Origin of the sequence: Alistipes megaguti (assembly GCF_944320325.1) — a bacterium.
In the GTDB taxonomy this organism is placed as follows: Bacteria; Bacteroidota; Bacteroidia; order Bacteroidales; family Rikenellaceae; genus Alistipes; species Alistipes megaguti.
Genome location: NZ_CALUHA010000013.1, coordinates 21,042 through 42,065, shown reverse-complemented (window position 1 = coordinate 42,065; position 21,024 = coordinate 21,042). Strand labels below are relative to the sequence as shown.

The 21,024-nt window shown below is 62.8% G+C and carries 13 protein-coding genes; all 13 read right to left on the bottom strand.

All coding sequences use genetic code 11. From position 1 onward, the window contains the following. Positions 1 to 15 precede the first annotated feature (15 nt). The 13 genes from mutL to PUQ42_RS05025 all read right to left on the bottom strand — a co-directional run bounded on the left by mutL (position 16) and on the right by PUQ42_RS05025 (position 20,939). On the bottom strand, positions 16 to 2,079 hold the full coding sequence (gene mutL / locus PUQ42_RS05085) for a DNA mismatch repair endonuclease MutL (RefSeq protein ID WP_273371587.1): 2,064 nt from the start codon (positions 2,077 to 2,079) through the stop codon (positions 16 to 18). Positions 2,080 to 2,102: 23 nt separating this feature from the next. Then, positions 2,103 to 2,555: a hypothetical protein gene (locus PUQ42_RS05080; protein ID WP_087311005.1), complete on the bottom strand. Its 453-nt coding sequence runs from the start codon at positions 2,553 to 2,555 to the stop codon at positions 2,103 to 2,105. Positions 2,556 to 2,896: 341 nt separating this feature from the next. Then, on the bottom strand, positions 2,897 to 4,066 hold the full coding sequence (gene dnaJ, locus PUQ42_RS05075; RefSeq protein ID WP_273371584.1) for a molecular chaperone DnaJ: 1,170 nt from the start codon (positions 4,064 to 4,066) through the stop codon (positions 2,897 to 2,899). A 4-nt stretch (positions 4,067 to 4,070) separates the two neighbouring features. Next, on the bottom strand, positions 4,071 to 4,715 hold the full coding sequence (locus tag PUQ42_RS05070) for a nucleotide exchange factor GrpE (protein WP_273371582.1): 645 nt from the start codon (positions 4,713 to 4,715) through the stop codon (positions 4,071 to 4,073). Between the two features lie 55 nt (positions 4,716 to 4,770). Next, a complete protein-coding gene (locus PUQ42_RS05065) occupies positions 4,771 to 5,484 on the bottom strand; it encodes an SAM-dependent methyltransferase (protein ID WP_273371580.1) in 714 nt (237 codons plus the stop codon). 20 nt (positions 5,485 to 5,504) lie between these two features. Then, entirely contained in the window at positions 5,505 to 7,874 is a 2,370-nt protein-coding gene (alr, locus tag PUQ42_RS05060) for an alanine racemase (RefSeq protein WP_273371578.1), read from the bottom strand. Between the two features lie 251 nt (positions 7,875 to 8,125). Then, positions 8,126 to 9,499, bottom strand: a complete 1,374-nt coding sequence (locus PUQ42_RS05055) for an MFS transporter (RefSeq protein WP_273371575.1) — start codon at positions 9,497 to 9,499, stop codon at positions 8,126 to 8,128. 85 nt (positions 9,500 to 9,584) lie between these two features. Then, positions 9,585 to 10,499, bottom strand: coding sequence for a glycerophosphodiester phosphodiesterase family protein (locus PUQ42_RS05050; protein ID WP_273371572.1), 915 nt, complete (start codon positions 10,497 to 10,499; stop codon positions 9,585 to 9,587). 66 nt (positions 10,500 to 10,565) lie between these two features. Continuing rightward, entirely contained in the window at positions 10,566 to 12,599 is a 2,034-nt protein-coding gene (locus PUQ42_RS05045; RefSeq protein WP_273371570.1) for an endonuclease/exonuclease/phosphatase family protein, read from the bottom strand. Positions 12,600 to 12,619: 20 nt separating this feature from the next. Continuing rightward, positions 12,620 to 14,479 carry a PKD domain-containing protein gene (locus PUQ42_RS05040; protein WP_273371568.1) on the bottom strand — a complete coding sequence of 620 codons (1,860 nt, stop codon included), beginning with the start codon at positions 14,477 to 14,479 and terminating at the stop codon, positions 12,620 to 12,622. A 25-nt stretch (positions 14,480 to 14,504) separates the two neighbouring features. After that, positions 14,505 to 15,929: a glycerophosphodiester phosphodiesterase family protein gene (locus PUQ42_RS05035; protein WP_273371567.1), complete on the bottom strand. Its 1,425-nt coding sequence runs from the start codon at positions 15,927 to 15,929 to the stop codon at positions 14,505 to 14,507. A gap of 11 nt (positions 15,930 to 15,940) precedes the next feature. Continuing rightward, complete coding sequence (locus PUQ42_RS05030; RefSeq protein WP_087311025.1) at positions 15,941 to 17,401, bottom strand: RagB/SusD family nutrient uptake outer membrane protein; 1,461 nt, start codon at positions 17,399 to 17,401, stop codon at positions 15,941 to 15,943. A gap of 13 nt (positions 17,402 to 17,414) precedes the next feature. Further along, entirely contained in the window at positions 17,415 to 20,939 is a 3,525-nt protein-coding gene (locus PUQ42_RS05025; RefSeq protein ID WP_273371564.1) for a SusC/RagA family TonB-linked outer membrane protein, read from the bottom strand. Between the last annotated feature and the right edge of the window lie 85 nt (positions 20,940 to 21,024).

The window sequence follows — 21,024 nt, the reverse complement described above, 5'->3', positions numbered from 1 at the left end:
CTTTTTTCCGCCGGATTATCCCAGTCGGGCCCGCAAATCTTCGGGGGTGATCTCGGCGATGAGGGTCTTGCCCGAGGGCGAGAAGCTGATGTTGCCCGTCTCGGACAGACGGTCGAGCAACGCCTGCGCCTCCTCGCGCGAGAGGTTGCGCACGATGCTCTTCGATCCCGAGAGAGCCATGGCTGCGGCGATCTTCTCGCGGCGCACGTCGGCCAGCGACACGGGTGTGGCGAAGGCCTGCAGCAGGTCGAACAGCAGCTGATCGACCGAATCGGCAGGCATGTCGGCCGGCGTACCCTTCACCTCGACGGTACCGCCGCCGCGAAAGTCGATGTCGAAACCCAGGGCGGCCAGATCGACGGCATTCTCCTCCATAAGGCGGTACTCCTCCTGCGAAAGGACGAGCCGTTCGGGGAAGAGCAGTTGCTCGCTGACGGCCGAACCGTGGCCCAGCATGCGCAGATACTCCTCATAGAGGATCCGTTCGCGGGCCCGGCGTACGTCAACCACGACGAAACGGCCGCCGACCAACGCGGCAATGAACCCGCCCGGCAGCGGCATCGCATCCGAGAACTGCACGCCTTCCGCCAACTCCAGCTGCTGCTGGCGGGGTTCCGCCGACGAGGGGATGAACTCCAGCGAACTCTCTCCGAGGGAGGCTGCATCCGCCCCATCGCCGACCGGGGCTCCCGAAGCCACGATCTCGAAATCCGCGGCCGCCAGTCCGTCCGGCGAGAGGAACTCGTCCGAGGGTTCCGGCTGAAAATCGCTCGACGATTCGAAATCGTCAAACTCGTCGGACTGGGCCGCAGTCAGCGCCCCGCCGCCCAGGAACGACGGAACACGTCCCGCACGCGGTGCGCCCACACCCCCCGATACCGGTTTGGACGGGGCATCCGCCCCGTCGTAGGGGACGTCGAAGCCCGTAAAGTCGACCGTCGGTTCGGGAGCCGACGGATCGATATACTCCTCGCGGAAGGGGTTGTAATCCAGATTCGACATGGCGGCCGGTTCGCTGTAGACGGCTCCCTTCTGCAGCACGGGGATCTCCATCGACCTCTCGCGGTCGAAATCCATCATCGGCACGGCGCCCGTCTTGGCCAGCGTCTCGCGCACGGCGGCGTTGACGATCTGCCAGACGGCATCCTCGTCGGCAAAGCGGATCTCGGTCTTCTGCGGATGGACATTCACGTCGATACGCGCGGGATCGATCGTCAGGAAGAGGAAATACGAGGGTTGGCAACTCTCCGGAATCAGCTTTTCATACCCCTTCAGGATGGCGCTTCCCAGATAGGTGCTCTTGAAGAAGCGGCCGTTGACGAAGAGATACTGCTCCGTATTGCGCTTCTTGGCCGCCGCAGGGCGTCCGATGAAGCCTTCGAGGCGGGCAATCGAGGTATCGGCCTCGACCTCCAGCAGATTCTGCTTGATGTGGCGTCCCACCACATCGACGATCCGCCCGGCCAGCGACGCCGGCTGCAGGTTGTAGACCGGAGCGTCGTTGGAGTAGAGTTCGAAGCTCACCTGCGGATAACAGAGCGCAATACGCTGGAATTCAGCGCGGATCTGCGACGCCGACGTGGTACTCTTGTCCAGGAAACGCCGCCGGGCCGGTACGTTGTAGAAGAGGTTGCGCACGTAGAACTGCGACCCCACGGGGCATATCACCGCCGTCTGCGAGACGAACTGTCCGCCGTTGATTTCGGTCTGCGTACCCATCTCGTCGCCCTCCTGCCGCGTGCGGAGTTCGACCTGCGACACGGCGGCAATCGAGGCCAGCGCCTCGCCGCGAAATCCGAACGTATGCAGTGCATAGATATCCTCGACCTCCTTGATTTTGCTCGTGGCATGACGGTCGAAGGCCATGCGCGCATCAATGGGCGACATACCGCAGCCGTCGTCGACGATCTGAATAAGCTCCTTGCCGCCGTCGCGGAAATTGACCTTCACGGTCCGGGCCCCCGCATCGAGCGAGTTCTCCATCATCTCCTTGACCACCGACGAAGGCCGGTTGACCACCTCGCCCGCCGCAATCTGGTTGGCGACCACTTCGGGCAACAGTCTGATTTTGTCTGCCATTTACTCTCTCACGGATTACACGATTACTCCTCCGCCTGCTTCTCCGCCGTCTCGGCGGCCGGAGCCTCCGGCTTCTGATAGTCGTTCGGGACGACGACAATCGGCGCATAGGGGTTGAACTCCCCCTCGGCCTGAGCCGCCGGTACGGGCCGCGCCACGGGCCGCTGCATCTGCAGCATCCAGTTGACCAGCCGCGGATAGAGCAGATAGATGAACAGCAGCATCAGGACCACCGCCCCGGCGATCTTGAAGATGCGCATCCGGCCCCGATCCTCGGTTCCGGCATGGCGAGCCGCACGCGCCTCACGCTGCGTACGGATATACTGTCCCGGGCGGTATTCGCGGCCGGCATCCTCGGCGCGTTCGCCGCGCAACTCGGCGCGACGCTGTTCACGGGCCTCCTTTTCGGGGTCGTAATAGCGCGGAATATAGTTGAACTTGTTCGCGTGTTTCTTGAAGGGGGTAAAGCCTAACATGGTCGTCCTCTTTTTCGGTAAAGATACGAATATCTTTGCAAATTATTGCATGTTTTTTCACAGATTCGGATCCCGGGCTCGCCGTGCAGGCGGATCCATAGGCACAGCAAACGGCCCGAATACCCGCACATCCGAGCCGGTCTCCCCGCGAGCAGCCCGGAGCTTCGCCCATACGGCCCCGAACCTTCGGCACCAAGCAGCCCGGCTCTCACACAGACGAGCCTCAAAAACAGCCGGGGAGGGGTCGCCGGCCCCGCATCCATAGTTCCTCCGTCATGAGAAAGCCCCTCCCGAGGGAGGGGTTTTCGTCCCGACGAGCATCCAAAGCGCCCTTCCGCCCGTCAACGGAAGAAGCTCTTCATGCGTTCGAATATGTTCTGATTCCTGGTCGATTCGGCGCGCTGGAACGAGGGCTGGGCTGCCAGCTGCTCGACCAGCCGTTTCTCTTCGGCCGATAGTTTCGAGGGGATGGTGATGTCCACGACAACCAGTTCGTCGCCGCGGCCGTAGCCGTTCACCTCGGGCAGGCCCTTGCCGGCCAACCGCAGCACCTTGCCGGCGTGCGTACCCGGAGCGATCTTGATCTTGGCTCGTCCGTCGACGGTCGGGACCTCGACCGTGCCGCCCAGCAGCGCCGTGGTCACCGTGATGTTCAGGTTGTGGATCAGATCGTTGCCGTCGCGGACCAGTTCCGGATTGGGCTCCTCCTCGATCACGACCTGCAGGTCGCCGTTCACGCCGCCCTGGCGCGCGGCATTGCCCTTGCCCGTCACCGTGAGGACCATTCCCTCGCCCACTCCGGCCGGGATCTTGATCTCGACGACCTCCTGACCGCGCAACGTGCCTTCGCCCTTGCACTTGTCGCAGGGCGAGGTGATCACCTTGCCCGTGCCGCCGCACGTCGGGCAGACACCCTGCGTCTGCATCCTTCCGAAGAAGGTGTTCTCCACGCGCGTGACGTAACCCGTACCGTTGCAGGCCGAGCAGGTCGAGTAGGAGTTGGCATCCCTGGCACCCGTACCGCCGCACTTGTCGCAGGCTATGGTCTTGTTGATCTTGAGCTTCTTGGTGACGCCCGAGGCGATCTCGGCCAGCGTCAGCTTGACCCGCACGCGGATATCCGAACCGCGGTTGACGCGCCGGCTGCCACCCGCCGACGACGAACGGAATCCGCCGCCGAAGTGGCCGCCGAAGATGTCGCCGAACTGCGAGAAGATATCCTCCATCGAGAAACCTCCGCCGCTGAATCCGCCGAAACCGCCGGCACCGCCGCCAGCCGCACCGTTCATTCCGGCATGGCCGAACTGATCGTAGCGGGCCCTCTTTTCGGGGTTCGACAGCACGTCATAGGCCTCGGCGGCCTCCTTGAACTTCTCTTCGGCCTCCTTGTCCCCGGGGTTCTTGTCCGGGTGATACTTGATGGCGGCCTTACGATAGGCCTTCTTTATCTCGTCGGCGTTGGCGTTCCGCGCCACACCGAGCACTTCATAGTAATCTCTTTTCTCTGCCATGGCATTATTCTCCTACGACAACTTTGGCAAAGCGAAGCACCTTGTCGCCCAGCAGGTAACCCGTCTGCACGACGTCGATGACCTTGCCCTTCATCTCCTCACCGGCCGCGAATTTGGCCACCGCCTCCGCGATGTCGGCATCGAACTCCTTATCCTTCAACTCCATCTCCGTAACGCCCCGTTGGCGCAGCGCCTCGGTGAACTTCTGCGAGATGAGCCGCACGCCCTGACGCAGCGCCTCCAGATCGTCGCTCTTCTCCATGGCCGCCATGGCGCGCTGCACGTCATCGCGCACCGGCAGCATGGCCAGCAGCACGTCGCGGCCGCCCGTCTGGACGAGCTCCATCTTCTCCTTGAGGGTCCGTTTGCGGTAGTTGTCGAATTCGGCCTGCAGCCGCAGGAACTTGTCCTTCCACTCGGCCACGGCAGCCTCGACGGCCCGGGCCGCTTCGTCGGAAGCCTCCTCGGCAGCGTCCAGTTCCGGATCGGAGTCCTTGGCCTTGGCATCGTCTGCCATTTTGGCACTCTCCGCAGCGGCCGCGTCTGCCATTTTGGCATCCGAAGCCTCGTCGTGCGAAGGATTTCCAGCGTCCGGAGCGACTTTCTTGTCGCTCTTAACGTCTTCATTATAAACCTTTTGTTCTTTCATATCTCGTATTTTTTTCAGTTTCCGGATAATCTTTCGCACAAATTGCATACCAACGCTAACCGATGATGAAGATAGCCGGGCGTTTGTTCAATTCGGGCAGCGGGCCGCGGCGCCACTCCCCGACCGTGCGGGTTATGACCGACTCCGAAGGGGCCGTCAGATCAACGGCTACCGTCAGCCGCGTCTCCTGAGCGAGCGTCTGCAACAGCTCGCCGAACAGCTTCGCGTTGCGGTACGGCGCTTCGATGAAGAGCTGCGACTGCCCCTCCGCATGGGCCCGGCGCTCGAAGAAGCGGATGGCACGGCTTCGTTCGGCCGGCTTGACGGGCAGATAGCCATTGAAGGCGAACGACTGCCCGTTCAACCCCGAGGCCATCACCGCGAGGAGGATCGACGAGGGGCCCACGAGCGGCACCACGCGGATGCCGCGCCGGTGGCACGCCTCGACCACCAGCGCCCCGGGATCGGCCACGCCCGGCACCCCGGCTTCGGAGATCACCCCGGCCGAGCGTCCGGCGGCGATCGGCGCCACCAGCTCCTCGACCTCACGGCCGGCCACCGTATGTTCGTTCAGTTCGCGGAACTCCAGCTCGTCGATCGGCCGTGCGATGCCGGCCCGCGAGAGGAAGCGCCGCGCCGTGCGCGTATTCTCGACAATGAAGTAGTCCAGCGCGTCCATCACCGCGCGGTTGGCCGCGGGCAGGACGTCCCACGGATCGGTCTGGTCCGAAATCGGACACGGAATCAGGTAGAGGGTTCCGGCAGTCATACGTTGCGTTGAAATGGGGGTTACTCCTTGAGGTAGATGCGTTTGACTCGGCCCGAAACCGAGGTCATGATTTCGTAGGGGATCGTATCCAGCACGCGGGCCATCGTCTCGAGATCGTTGCCTGCGGTGGCCGAGAAGACGACGGCCTCGTCGCCCTCCTCCACCCCGGGGATATCTGTGATGTCGATCATGCAGCTGTCCATGCAGACCCGCCCAACGATCGGAGCCGGCTGCCCGGCCACGAGCATCGACCAGCGTCCGCACCCCAGGTGACGATCCAGGCCGTCGGCATAACCGATCGGGACGGTGGCCGTAACCGTCGGACGCGTCAGCCGTCCGGCCCGCCCGTAACCGACCGTATCGCCCGCCTCAAGGTGTTTGATCTGCACGATGCGGGTCTTCAGCGTCGAGACGGGACGCAGCGCGGCGTTGTGCTGCCACCCGAAGCCGTAGAGCCCCAGTCCCAGGCGGCACATGTCGAACTGCGCCTCGGGGAAACGCTCGATGGCCGCCGAGTTGGCCGTATGGCGGATGACAGGATAGGGCAGCGCCTCGATCAACGCCGTGCTCATGCGGTCGAAGCGCTCGATCTGCGCCCGGGTGTAGGTATCCTCCTCGGGCATGTCGGCGCAATTGAGGTGCGAGAAGATCGTGGCCACCTTGACCTCCGACATTCCCTGCAGCCGTTCGCACAGCGCCGGGATCTCCTCCTCCATGAAGCCCAGCCGGTGCATCCCCGTGTCGAGCTTCAGGTGGATCGGATAGCGGAGCTCGCCGGCGTGCGTCACGGCATCGGCAAAGTCACGCAGCGAGTGAAAGCTGTAGATTTCGGGTTCGAGGCGGTTGGCGATCATCAGGTCGAAACTGTCGGCGTCGGCATTCAGCACCACGATCGGCATCGAGATGCCCCGCTCGCGCAGCAGCACCCCTTCGTCGGCAAAGGCCACGGCCAGGTAGTCGACCCCCTGGTGCTGCAACATCTGCGCCACCTCGAAGTCGCCCGTGCCGTACGATCCGGCCTTGACCATGGCCACGAGTTTCGTCCGGAAATCGAGTTTCGAGCGGAAATAGTTGAGATTATGGATCATGGCGTCGAGGTCGACCTCCAATACCGTCGTATGGCTCTTGAGCGAGAGCGCGTGGGCCAGCTTCTCGAAGCGGAAGTCGCGGGCCCCCTTGAGCAGCACGGCGCGGCCGGCCACTGCTTCGCGGCCGAGACGTGCGATGCACTCGTCGGTCGAGGCGTAGAAGAGCTTCGCGCAGTCGAAGAGCGAGGCATAGCGCTTCAGCCTGGGACCGATGCCGACCAGCGTGTCGATGCCCGCCCGCGAGACCATGCCGGCCACGCGACTGTAGAGCTCGTCGTCCGAAAGGCCGCTCTGCGCGATGTCCGACAGCACGAGAGTCGTCGGCCGCGTGAGGGCCACGCTGTGGAGGTAGTCCAGCGCCAGGGCCAGCGAATTGAGATCGAGGTTGTAGGCGTCGTTGATCAGCACCGAGTCGTTGATGCCGTCCTTCACCTCGAGGCGCATGGCCACCTCCGGGGCGCTGGAGAACGACGGTGCCGGAAAGCCCATCGCCGTGCAGAAGGCCTCGACGATCTGGGCGTTGCGGCGCGAAGCCTCGTTGCCGATCACCGCCTCGGGAACCTGCGGCGCCGAGGCCGCATCGTAGAGCCGGCGGTCGGCGAAATGCGTGGCAATGAGATGCCCCAGCGGTTCGTAGTAGCTGTGGTAGACGATGACCCGGGCGCGGTGGGCCAGCACCATCTTTTCGAGACACTTCTGTTCGAGATTGAGGAAATTCTCCTGGTGGGCGTCGCCGATCGAGGTGAAGACCACCACGTCGGGACGGATGATGCGCTCCAGGCGCTCCATCTCGCCGGGCTGCGAAATGCCCGCCTCGATCAGCGCCAGCTGCTCGTCGCCCTCGATCATCAGCACCGACAGCGGCACGCCCAGCTGCGAATTGTAGCTCTTCGGCGAGCGGTAGCACTTCATGCCCGCGGGCAGCTCCTCGGCGATCCACTCCTTGATAACCGTCTTGCCGTTCGAGCCGGTGATCCCGACGACCGTTCCCTTGAAATGGGCGCGGTGGTAGGCGGCCAGGCTCTGCAGCGCCGCGATGGCATTCTTGACCACCACGTACCCGGCCCCGGGCAGCTCCTCGACGGCGTGTTCGACCAGAAACGAGCGCACGCCGCGGCCATACATCTGAGCAATGAAATCGTGCGAGTCGTGATTGGCACCGCACATGGCGACGAAAATCGGGTTGCAACCCAGTTCGCACGAAAGCGAACGGCTGTCCGTGACGACCGACTGCACCTCGTGGTCTTCGCCCGAGAAGCGGCCGCCGACGACGGCAGCGATCTGCGAAAGTTTGTAATTCATAAAATACCGATTGTTAACGGCATCGGCCTTTCCGGTGCTGACAGCTCGCTTCGCCGGACGCTCCGTGACGGAGGGCTCACAGCCCCGGGTCGGTCCGGCGCCTGCGCAAGCGGGTCGGGGCTCGGCGTCCCGGCGTTGCAAAGGTAGCCAATTTTGTCGGAAATGCAAGGTTGCGCCTCTCCTTTCGACACAACGAAGCGGGCTGCGGAATTCGCTCCGCAGCCCGCCCGAAATCCGGTCCGGACCTCCTCTCAGCGTCGCGACCTGCGGGCCACAAAGAGGGCCAGGATGAACGACAGGGCCGAGGCGGCGATCCAGAAGACCGCGGCCGTGGAGAAGTCGTAGCGCGTCACGCCGTCGACAACCTCCTTGCCCGAGTCGATGAGCCAGCCGCTGATGATGTCCTGCAGACCGGCGCCGACGTAACTGGCCATGCCGACGATTCCGAGGGCGGCACCCGTGGCCTCGCGCGGCACGATGTCGATGGCCATCAGCCCTCCGAGGAAGCAGATCAGCACGCCGATGGCCATGCCGAAAAACACCATCGAGAGCAGATTGACGAACATTCCGTTGCCCGAGTAGAGGAACAGCGCCAGGGCCAGCGTGTTCAGCACGCCGAAGCCGAAGGCCAGCACATTCCGCCGCCCGTGGAAGAGACGGTCGGAGAGCCACCCCGAGAAGACCGTTCCGAGGATGCCCAGCAGGGCGTTGACCGAGATGACCTGCGTGGCCGTAGCCAGCGAATAGCCCTTGGCTTCCTGCAGGAACAGCACGCCCCAGCCGTTGATGGCGTAGCGGCTCACGTACATGAAGGCGCTCGAGAGGGCCAGCACCCAGACCAGCGGATTGCGGATTGCCGAACGCTGCAGTTCACTGGTCGAGGCGTGGTGATGGCTCTCTTCGGCCGTCTCCTCGCCGGTCAGCACGCCGATCGGGGGCAGCCCCTTCGATTCGGGCGTGTCGTGGAGCAGGCAGACGATGATCACCACGCCGATGACGCCGGCCAGGGACGATCCGACGAATCCCCACTGCCAGCCGCAGATCCCCACGACGGCCCCCACGAAGAGGAACGAGAGGAATTCTCCGAGGTTGTGGCTGGCCGAGAAGAAGCCGTAGAAGGTGCCGCGGATCGAGAGCGGATACCAGCGCGAGAGGGCAATGATGGCCGGAGGGGCCCCCATCGACTGGGCCCAGCCGTTCAGGCCCCACATCACGGCGAAGACCACGAAGAGGGTCATGTTGCCCACCAGGCCGCCGCCGTTGGCCAGGCCCAGCAGCCCGACCAGCAGATTGGCCACGGCCGAGACGCAGAGTCCGGCGGCCATGAAGCGTTTGATGTTGCTGTGGTCGGCCAGGAAGCCGTTGACGAACTTGCCGATGGCGTAGGCGAAGAGCAGCGCCGAACCGATCAGACCCAATTGCGAGGCATCGAGCGCCCCGCTCTCGAGGATCGGCTGCTTGACCACGTTCAGACTCGTGCGGCAGACGTAGTAGAGACTGTAACCCACCGTTCCGGCGATGAAACTCTGCAGCCGCAGCTTGCGGTAGAGCCGCATGCGGGCCTCGTCGTCGCCGGCAAAGGGCGCCGACGGCTCGCTTTTGCGGAAATAGGATAAAATGGACATGTTGTTTCAGGTAGTTTCGGTCAGTCGTGTTCGCAAGGTCCGGCAGAGAGGCGCCGGTCGGCACCCCTCCGTCAGACCGTCTGATTTACGGGCGGCGCCCCCTGGCGCTCAGATAGTCGATCAGCAGCTGCGGGCGATCGGTCTGGATGATTGAGGCCCCCATGTCGAGCAGCGCGCCGTAGACGGCATCCTCTTCGCCGCTGAAAGCCCGGTCATCGTCCAGCCCGCCGCAGAGCGACGGCCACAGCGAATTGACCCACAGACGCGACCCCCCGGCTACGATCCGGTGCATGCAGGAGTCCACCGCAGGGGTAAACTCGTCCCAGCAAACCTCGTAGGCCAGCGGCTGGACCGTCTGCCGACGATACGACTCGAAGAGTTCTCGGCCCCCGGGTTTGAGGATATCGATGATCGGCATGTACATCATGTTGTGCGGATACTCGGCGAACTTCGCGGCCACGACTTCGGCCGGGCGTTTGCCCTTGATCAGCAGCTGATCCGTCACCCCGAGCTCCTCGGCTATGGCCAGCGCCAGATCGTAGTATTCATACCCCTGGTCGATGTTGACCACGATGCGGTCCTTGCAGACGGCGAGCGCCTCACGCAGGGTCGGCATCCGCCACGAGGTCTTCACGTTGTGACCGGTCCGCAGCACACAGCGCTGAATGGAGTCGTAGGTGATGTCGCAGACCCGGCCCTTGCCGCTGGTCGTGCGGTTGATCGTGTGGTCGTGGCACAACACCAGCACGCTGTCCCGCGTAAGTTTGAGGTCCAGCTCCATGATATCGACCCCCATTTTGATCACCGACTCGATGGCCGGGATCGAATTCTCGGGCCAGTTGCGCCAATCGCCGCGATGCGAGGCCACCAGTACGTATTTCGAGGTCGGGTCGTGGAGTTCGGCCAGGATCCGGTCGACGTGGCTGCCCGCCGGCTCCGGCTGCGGGGCGCATGCGCCGAGCCACAGCAGGGCGCCCAATCCAAATAACAAACGTTTCATGTTGACAAAGATACTAAAAAAAGGCGGAAAAGTCCTCCTTTCGGAACGCTTTTCCGCCGATACATACTATTTCAGAACGGGATAGGTATCCGAAGCCACCCACTCGCGCAGGCTCACCACGGGTTTGGTCGGGAGCGTGCCGTCGGGCAACTGGTCATAGAGTTCGGCTCCGGTGTTGAGCGCCTCGACCAGCGACGCGCACTCCTTGCCGGACGAAGGCACCGTCACGGCCCCGGACTTCATCTCGTCGAGGCTCAGCAGCGCACCGACACTCTCGGCCCAGACCGAGCCGGCCATCTTCGAGTCGTTGCCCACGATCCAGTCGGCATTCTTCTGTCCCGACGGGCAGGCCTCGTTGCCGTAGACATTCCAGACGTTGCCCTTCTTGTTGTAGCCCACCGACGAGGCGTAGGAGTCGTTCTGCGTAACGTCGGCCAGTGTCGCATAGCAGTTGATGACGAAGCTGTCGTCGCTGACGATGCCGACGATACCGCCCAGGTTGTTGTTGTTCGAGGCGATGCGTTCGATCCAGCTGTAGCAGTTGATCACGTAGTTGCCCACGCCGTCCGAGCCCTTGGAGATCTGGCCGACGATACCGCCCAGATTCTCGCCCTTGACTCCGGAGTCCAGATTGACGGCCTCGATCGAACCGCCGCGATTGCCGCAGTTGACGATCACGCCCTGATTCTGGCCAGCGATGCCGCCCAGAACGGAGGCCACCCCCGTGCCGACAATCCGGCCCCGGAAGGTGACGCCGTCGATCACGCCGCGGTTCGTGCCGACCACGCCGCCGGCCGTCTTGAAGGCCGTCGAGAGCGAGAGATCCTCCACGTTGAGATCGTGGATCCGGCCGTCGTTGGCGCCGAACAGACCGAAGGAGGAGCCCGAAGCGGTCATCGTCACGTTGCGGATCGTGTGCCCGCGGCCGTCGAACTCACCCTGGAAATAGATCGTCGAGGCCGCATAGGAGATCGGGAGGAGACTCTGTCCCTTGAAGTCGATATCGGCCGTCAGGGCATAGAAGTGGGTCGTCTGATAGGTGGCGTCGGCCTCCGCGCCGTTGATCGACTCGGCCACGGCGTTCCAGTCGGCCGTGGAGTTGATCTGCCAGGGGTCGGACTCCGTACCGGCACCCTCGATCTGAGGAGGCTCCGGTGCATCGTAGTTGAAGTCGACCTGGATGCTCACCGGGCAGTGGTCCGAGGGATAGATGCCGCCGTAGATCGAGTTGTCGACCCGGTAGCTCTTCAGCGCAAGCGAACCGCGCGTGTAGATGTAGTCGATGCGGGCCGTCGAAACCGAGAGGTCGGTCGAGGTCTTGTGACCGTTGAAGGTCCCCACCGGACCGCTTATGAAGCGGGCGTCGACCGCCTGATAGGCGTCGTTCCAGCAGGTGCGGAAGGTTGCCGAGGCGGCATCGTCCGGCGTGGCGTTCATGTCGCCCACCAGCACCGAGGGCATGCCCGGTTTGTTGTACATCTGTTCACGCTCGACGATCAGCTTGGCGGCCTCCGAGCGGGCCATGTCGGCCAGCGGCAGGTGGGTCACCGTCAGCAGGAACTGCTTCCCGTAGCGTTTGTCGGTCACCACGGCGCAGCAGGCGACGCGGTGGTAGCCCAGCTCGTCCCAGCCGTAGCTCATCTCGTCGGGCGTCTCCGAGAGCCAGTAGTAGTGCTGGTCACTGAGCGTGAAGCGGTCCGGGTCGTAGGCGATGCCGAGAGCCTCACCGCTCTTGCCGTCCTGCGAATCGCGTCCGACGAACCACCACTCGTAGTTGCCGCCCTTGTCGGCCACCAACTTCGGCAGCTCGGACTGAATCGTGGCGTTGGCCTCCTGGAATCCGAAGATGTCCCAGTCGTTGTTGACGATCGACTGCGCCAGCACATCGCGGCGGTTCGTCCAAAGGTAGTCACCCGTACCCTTGTTCGAGATCCAGAGGTTGTAGGTTCCCAGCCGCACGGTCTGCTCCGTCACGTCGGGCTGGGCGGGCGTCGTATTCTCCTCGTAATAGTCGTGGTTGAGCACCGTGGGGAAATCCTCGGCGCAACCCGCCGTCAGGCAGAACGTCGCGCACAGAGGAAGAATCAGGTATTTTTTCATATCGGTTTGTTTTTCGGTTGTTACTTCTGGTAGTTGATGTGGCGGGCGTTACGGCCGTACTGCGACCAGGCCGAATCGGCTGCGGAGTTCACACCCGGCAGTGCCACGGCGTAGACCTTGAGCTTGCCGGCGGCGGTATCCTTGCCCAGCACATAGGCGTAGCCCCACTCGGCGATCGAAACCGAACCCTCGAAGCTGTCGGCAATCTGCTCATAGCAGACCACCTCACCCTCGGCCGAGAGAACCACGTAATGACCGCTGAGCGTGACGACATGCACCTGACCGAGGTTGTCGACGGCCGGGATACTGCGGCTCTGCGCATCGAGCGTATAGGACCAGCGCGTAGCGCCATTCGTCGTATTGAGGGCATAGACCACCGAAGGCGTCACGGCATCGGCCACGATGTAAAGGGTCTGACCGTCGGCGCTCAGCGAGGCTCCCGTCTGTTCGAAACCGCCGTCGAGAGCCGCGCTCCACTTGGGCGTCTTGGCCGAGGAGGCCGTCAGATTCGTACAGTCGAAAGCGGCCAGATTCCACGTGCCTCCGCTACCCTCCTTGATCTTGCCGGGCAGATAGACGCAGTTGTCGGCGCCGACACAGGGCTGACAGCGACCGGCCGAAAGCGTCTTGCTCGGAGCAAAGGTGTTGGAGGTCGGAACCGGCGACCAGACGAACTGATCATCGGGAACCATGATTCCGTAACCGTATTCGGACGTATTGGTAAAGACCACAACACCGTTCTTCAGGATGACGGTTCCCGATGTGGCGCCGCCGTTTGCAGGCGTTGCGTGGGCGGTATTCTGTCCCGAAGCCTTGTCGAAACCGCGGATGGCGCCGTTCGTACCACGGCTGCCGACCACCATCAGACTCGGAGTGATGCAGGGGGTCGAGTAGGCGATGCGGGCTCCCGAAGCATAGGCCGTCTGGTTCTTCCAGCGCACCGTACCCGTCGCGCCGTCGAAGGCGTAGACCGTCGGAACGGGATCCGTGCCGTAGGCGTGAGCCGCCCAGTAGAGCGTACCGTCGCTGTCCACCGAGGCATAGGCGATCTCCTGGGTCAGCGATACCTGGTCCTGCGCCGCGGCGTCATACTCCCAGGCCACGTCGCCGTTGGCATCGAGAGCCACGAGCTTGCCGTCGCCCGTCACGGCGTAGATGTAGCCCAGATCGCTCACCGTCACGACATTGGCCGTGCAGAGCGCCTCGGCCGAAGCCACCGCCGTACTCCACAGCAGGGTGAAGTCCGCAACGTCGCCCGAACGGACGTTGACCGACTTGGTGACGCTGCTTTCGCCGCCGCGGTCGTCGGTCACCGTCAGCGTCACGCGGAACATGCCCGCCGAGGTGAAGGTGTACGAGGGGCTTTCGGCCGTGGAGGTCGAACCGTCGGGAAGCGTCCACTTGCGGGAGACGATCTGGCCGTCCGAGTCGGTCGAACGGTCGGTGAAGGTCACCTCGTCGCCCACGTTGACCATCATCGGGGCATAGGCAAAGTCGGCCGTCGGCAGCACGTTGTCGGCCAGTACCTTGATGATCTTCTTCACCGTGGCGCGGTTGCCGTCGGCGCCCCAGGCCGTCAGGGTGACGGTATACTCGCCGGCCGTCTTGTAGACCACCGGATCGGGCTGGGCCTCTTCGCTCCAGTTGCCCTCGCCGGCGAATCCGAAGTGCCAGAAATAGTCGGTCACGGTGGTACCCTCGACCGTGGTGGTATTGGTAAAGGTCACCGGGGTGATTCCGGCCACGACCTCACCCTCGGGGAGGGTGAAATCGGTGTTGATGACCGAGTCATATACGGTATTCATGTCGTCGTTGCTCTCCGAGCAGGCACCCGGCGCCAGGAGCGACACGACGCTCAACAGGGAAATGATTCGTTTCATGATCTTGGTTTTGTCGTTTTAAGGTTTAGCGTTTGCCCCTGCCGCGCAGGTATTCGTCCATTTGGGCAGGATAGTCGCACTGGATCATCCGCACACCGGCCGTCACGAAGCTCTCCATGAGCGTCGTATTGCCGTTGTGGAAGTTTTCGCCGTCGGCGTCGAGCAGGTTCGTCACCGACAGCGCCCGGGCGTTGATCGCCGCAATCCACGACGGGGTGACATACCCGGTCGAGGTCTGCACCATCCAGGTGTTTTCGTAGGCGGTCATCAGCGTCAGCGCCGACTCCTTGTTGGCGTGCGGGGCGAGGATTCCGGGCACCTCCTGCTGCGAGAGCCAGTCGGCGCGGTCGGTATTGTCCGAGATGTAGAACTGCACGCGGTCGAGGCATCCGCAGCGACGCACCACGTCGTAGACCTTCTCGATGTTCACGTCGCTCTCCATGCACTTGTCGAGGTTGAACCACACCTTGCCGCGGAACTCCAGCAGGACCTCCTCCAGCGTGGGGATCTTCTCCCCGGAGACCTTTCCGTCGGAGGTTTTCAGACGGAACTGCCCGAGCTCCTCGAGCGTATAGTCGGCCACCATGCCCTTGCCCGAATAGTAGCTGTTGTAGTCGGTGAAGCGGCTCAGGTAGTTGTCGTGCAGACAGATGACCTCGCCGTCGCGGGTGATCTGGACGTCGGTTTCGATGAAGTCCACACACCCCGACTCGACACAGGCCCGGAAGGCGGCCATCGAGTTGGGCGGCAGGTTGTAGCCGTTCTGCGTGTTGCCGCGGTGGGCCATGATCCACATCTTCGAGCGGTCGAAGTTGCGGCACGCCCAGCTCAGCGACAGCCCCTCGACCTCGACCTCGTGCTGCAGCGACTCGCTGCGGCCGTCGCCGTAGGTGATCGAGGCCCGGACGGTGAAGTTCCCGTCGCGTTGGAAGGCGTGCGTGAGGATCTCCGAGGCCGAGGCGGTCGACTGCGGATCGCTGTCGTCGCCGAAGTCCCAGTCGACACGCTCGACACCGGCCAGGTGGTTGAGCGAGAAGCTCACCTCCTCCATGCGGGCCGGGAAGTCGTTGCTGACGACCATTCCAGCTTCGGTGTTATTCACCGTCAGCGACTTCGAGAGTTCGGTCATCGGACCCGAGAGATGGGTCACGGCCGCCTTCACGACATATTCTCCGGCCTTGGCATAGGCGTGTTCGACCGGTGTGGAGACTCCGCCCGAGGCGGTTTTCCCGTCGCCGAATATCCACAGCACGCTGCGGACATTCGCCACGTCGCCCCCGAGCGAGAAACTCACCGTCTGTTCGACAGCCGGCGCTTCGGGCGTCCAGCAGATCTCCAGCTCCGAGGTCTTTTCGGGCGCAGCGGCATCCTCATCCCCGCTTCCACACGCCGGGAGAATCAAACCCGCCATCCCGGCCACCAGCCACAGTCTCAGTTTCAGCAATTTCATTTTTCCGTGTTTTAGTCGACGTTGTAACCCGGATTCTGATAGAGCCCGTCGGGATTAAGCACCCGCTCGTTGTAGGGAATGGGCAGCAGCAGATCCTTGACTGAGAAGTTGGAATTGATGGCGTTGTAGTGCTCGATGAGCTCCTGGTTCGTGTACATGCGGCGCACGTCCTGCCAGCGCAGGCCCTCCTGCATGAACTCGAAGAGGCGTTCGTCGTAGATTCCCTGCCGCAGGTCGCTGCCCGACCAGTCGCCCAGACCGGCGCGCTTGCGCACCATGTTCAGATAGGTCTTGGCCTGCTCGGCCTGATCCTGCCAGTAATAGGCCTCGGCCAGCATCAGCGCCACGTCGGCATAACGCAGCACGATCCAGTTGTTGCCGCCGTAACCGTTGGCGCCGCACTCCAGATCGGCATACTTCATCGTGTGGTAATAGGTCACGCCGGCCACGGTCGTCGACCGCAGGTAGTTGCGACGCACGTCCTTCTCGTCGAACGAAGCGTAGACCTCCGGCGTGGTCATGTTGTGCATCTGACCGATCTTGTAGGAGGTGATGCCCGTGGTGCTGGGTCCGAACTGATAATTCCAGATCGAGCCCAGATCGGCGTTGCCCTGCACGAAGTTGACCTGGAAGAGGCTTTCGGGGCAGGATTTCTGCGTCGAGAGGTCCCAGAGCTGGTTGTAGGGGATGTCGGCCAGCTCGCTGAAGGGGCGCATGCCCCAGACCTGCCCCAGCTTGTCGATGGCCGTGGTGAGGAACTGCGACTTCTCGGAAGCCAGATCCTCGTCGCAGGCGCACTGCAGCGCCACCTTGCCATAGAGGGCCATTGCGGCGGCCTTGCTGGCACGACCGCATTCGGCAGCCGGCTGGAAATCGGTCAGCGGACTCTGCAACACATAGTCCAGATCGTCGAAGATGGCCTGGTAGACCTCGCGTTTGGGACGGCGGTAGTTGTTGGCCTCGACCTCGTCCTTGGTCTCCAGACGCTTGAGCACCAGGGGCACATCACCCCACTCGGTGACCAGATGGAAGTAGGTCAGCGCCCGGATGAAGCGGGCCTCGGCCTCGTACGTATTTCGGGCCTCGGGCGTCGAGTAGCTCACGTCGTCGAGGTGGGCCAGCAGTGTATTGGCGCGCGAGATGCTCTTGAAGAGCTGCGTGTAGCGGTTGTAGACATACTGGTTCTCCTCGGTGAGGGTGTAGTTGTAGAACTGGTAGGGAATACCGCTGCTCGCACCGCTGTCGGTCACCACGGTGACGTGTGCGCGCACGTCGGTGAAGTAGTAGTTGTACGGATAGTAATAGCTCTGCGTAAGCGACTGGTAGACACCGTTGAGCGAGGTCTGAATATCGGCTTCCGAAGTATAGAAGTTGCCGGCCGTGGTGGCATTGGGGTCGTATTCGTCGAGGAAGCTGCACGAGGCCAATGCGGCCGAAGCGGCCAACAGGGCAAATATCTGTTTGATTTTCATGGTCATCCTGGGATTAGAAGGTAAGATTCAGTCCGATCGAGTAGATGCGCGAAAGCGGGTAGCAGCCCCAGTCGAAGCCCGGCATCAGGTTGCTGGTCTTGTAGGAGACCTCGGGGTTGTAGCCGCGATAGGGCGTAATGGTGAAGAGGTTGTCGCCGCTGAAGTAGATGCGGGCCGACGAGATGCGCAGCTTGTTCATCCAGCGCGAAGGCAGCGTATAGCCGAGCGTGATGTTGGCGCAGCGCAGGAACGAGGCATCCTCGACGTAGTAGGACGAGAGCTTGAGCGACGTGTTGGGCGTCGAGATACGCGAAGCGATGGGGACGTTGTTGCGTCCGGGCTGCTCGTCCGAGATGTAGCGGTCGGCCACGATGGCGTACTGGTTGCCCGAACCCTCCATGTTGTAGAGGTAGTAGTCCTGGAAGTTGATCACCTCGCCGCCGTACGAGTAGACGAAGCTGGCGCTGAAGTCGAGTCCCTTCCACGAGAGGTTGGTCGAGAAGCCGCCCGTGAAGTCGGGATAGGCATCGCCGATGATGGTCTTGTCGTCGGTGGTGATCATGCCGTCGCCGTTGACATCCTCCCAGATGGCGTTGCCGTACGACAGGGCGTCGAGCGAATAGGAGGAGACGGCCGGGCCCTTGAGCTGGTAGCCCTCGGGGAACTTGTTGCCGTTCTGGAGATAGACCTCGCGGTCGAGCAGCGCATTGGCGTAATCGGCCTTCGACATGATGCCGATGGCGTTGTAGCCGTAGAACGAACCGATCGGATAACCCTCCTTGGTGATGTGCGAACCGACGGAGCGCTCCGTGGTGGAGATGATGTCGTCCAGACCGCCCATGCTGACCACCTTGTTGCGGTTGACCGAGATGTTGGTACTGACGTTCCACTTGACCTTGCCGGTCAGCAGACGGGCGTCGAGCTGCAGGTCGAAACCGCGGTTGCGGATCTTGGCCGAGGTGAGGTTGGTCTTCGTCGAGGTGGCACCCGAGATCGAGGAGATGGGATAGTCGTAGAGGATATCCGACGAGAAGGAGTTGTAGTAGTTACCGATGATGTTCAGGCGGCCGTCGAAGAATCCGAGGTCGAGACCGATGTTGGTCTGCGTGGTGGTCTCCCAGCCCAGGGCGGCATCGGCGAACGAACCTTCGTAGGTGGTCGACACGGGTGTTGAACCGAAGGCGTAGCTGCCCGTCGAGATCGAGGCGATGCTGGCGTAGTTGCCGATGTCGTTGTTACCGCTCTTACCCCAGCTGGCGCGCACGCGGATCGTGGCGATGTGGTCGAGGGCATCCTTCAGGAAGGGCTCGTTCGAGAGGGTCCATCCGGCCGATACCGAGGGGAAGTAGCCCCAGCGGCTGTCGACGCCGAAGCGCGACGAACCGTCGGCACGGAACGAGGCGGTGAAGGTGTAGCGGTCGTCGAAGGCGTAGTTCACACGCGCCAGGAACGACATCATCGACCAACCGGCCTTGCGCGTATCGTAGAGTTTGATGTCGGTGGCCTCGGCGCCGTGGGCCGTCACCTCGTGGATGCGGTCGTCGGCAAATCCCGTGGCCTCGACACCCAGGCGGTCGTAGGTCTTCTTCTGGAGCGTGTAGCCGGCCAGGGCATCGAAGTGGTGACGGCCGAGCTCCTTTTTGTAGCTGAGCATGAACTCGCCCAGGCGGTCGACGTCATAGGTCGAGGTGGTGCGGGCGATGTTGTAGGGCTTCAGGGCGTCGCTGTAGGCCACGGCCGAGTCGCGTCCGAGGCTCATCGGACGATAGTAGAAGTAGCGGTAGGTGTACCACTGCTGCCCGAGGCGTGCCGAGAGCTTCAGATCGGGGATGAACTCGTAGACCAGATTGACGTTCAGGTTGTGACGCGACATCTTCTCCTGAATGTCGAGTTCATGGGCGATGGCCAGCGGGTTTTCGGGGAAGTTGATGCCCCAGTCGTTCTTCATGGCGATCATGGCGCTGCGTGCGTAGTCACCCGACTCGTCGTAGACGGGAAGGTTGGGCAGGTACATCAGCGCACTCTGGATCACGCCGTCGTTGATCATGCGGCCCTCGGCCTGCACCACGCGGTTCCTGGCGTCGTACATCGAGTAGCTCAGGCTCACCGAGAAGCGTTTCGAGATCTGCGCATCGAGATTCAACCGGGCGTTGATGCGGTTATGGTTCGAGGGGGCGATGATACCGTCCTGATCCATGTAACCGACGCTGGCCATGTAGCGGATGGCCTTCGTGCCGCCCGTGACGGAGATGTTGTGGCGCATGATGCCGGCATTGGAGAAGAGGGCATCCTGCCAGTCGGTGTCGTACTGCGGCGTGACGGGCGTACGGGTCGTGAAGTCGTAGAACATCTCGGGGATGCCGACCTCGGCCAGCGAGAAGCCCTTACCGGCACGGACCGTATTGTCGTCATAGGGGCTCCACGAAACGCCGGCGGCCGTAGCGCGCAGCCGGTAGGAGTTGTTGCGGGCGTCGATCAGCAGATCGCGGAACTGCGTGGCGTTCAACAGATCGACCTTGTGATCGAGCTGCTGGATACCGTACGAGAAGTCGTAGCTGACGCGGGCAGCCTGCCCCTCCTTGCCGCGCTTGGTGGTGATGAGCACCACGCCCGAGGCACCGCGCGAACCGTAGATGGCGGCCGAAGCGGCATCCTTCAGGATATCGATCGATTCGATGTCGTTGGGGTTGATGAAGACATCCTCCGAGGCGGGATATCCGTCGATGACGTAGAGCGGGTCGCTGCTGGCCGACAGGGAGTTGACACCGCGCACGCGGATGGACACGCCGTCGCCCGGGGCGCCGCTGGTCTGGTGGACCTCGACGCCGGCGACCTTGCCGACGAGCGACTGTCCGACGGTGGGCGCCGTCACGGAGAGTTCACTGGCCTTGACGCTGGCGATCGAACCCGTGAAGTCACTCTTGCGCATGGGGGTGTAGCCCACGACGACCACTTCGGAGATCTGTTTGTTGTCCTCCTGGAGCGTGACGTCGATGACCGTACGCGAGCCGACCGTCTCCTCCTTCGTATCGAAACCGAGGAAGGCGAACGAAAGGGTCTGACCGGGGCGGGCCGAGATCGAATACTCGCCCGAGAGGCCGGTGACGGTACCCACGGAGGTCTCCTTGACGATGACACTGGCTCCGACGACCGGATCGCCCGCGACGGTGGTTACGCGTCCGGTGATAACGCCGCGCTGCGATTCCCGGTTTTCCGCAGCGGCTGCCGGGCGCGCCACCCGCGAAAGGAGCACGCGGTTACCCTCGATGCGGGCCTCGAGATGCTGAGGGCCGAGCACGCGGTTGACAATCGAGACGATCTCTTCGGATTCGGCCCTGACGCTGACGAGGGCCGTCAGATCGATGTCCGCATTGTTGTAGGCGAAGGTGTAGTTGCTGCGGGTTTCGATTGCGGAGAGAAACTCCTTGACCGTCACATTCCGCAGATTGATCGAGATGACGCGGGTCTGGGCCGCGGCCGTAAAGACCATACCCAGCGCCAGCATCAGCGACACGAGAAATTTCGGGACACGGGGCATACGCCCGAACGGATTGGGTCCTTCATGTTTCAGTGGATAAGTTTCAGCATCGGGACCGCGGCCCCGTCAAAAAGGAAGGGTTCAG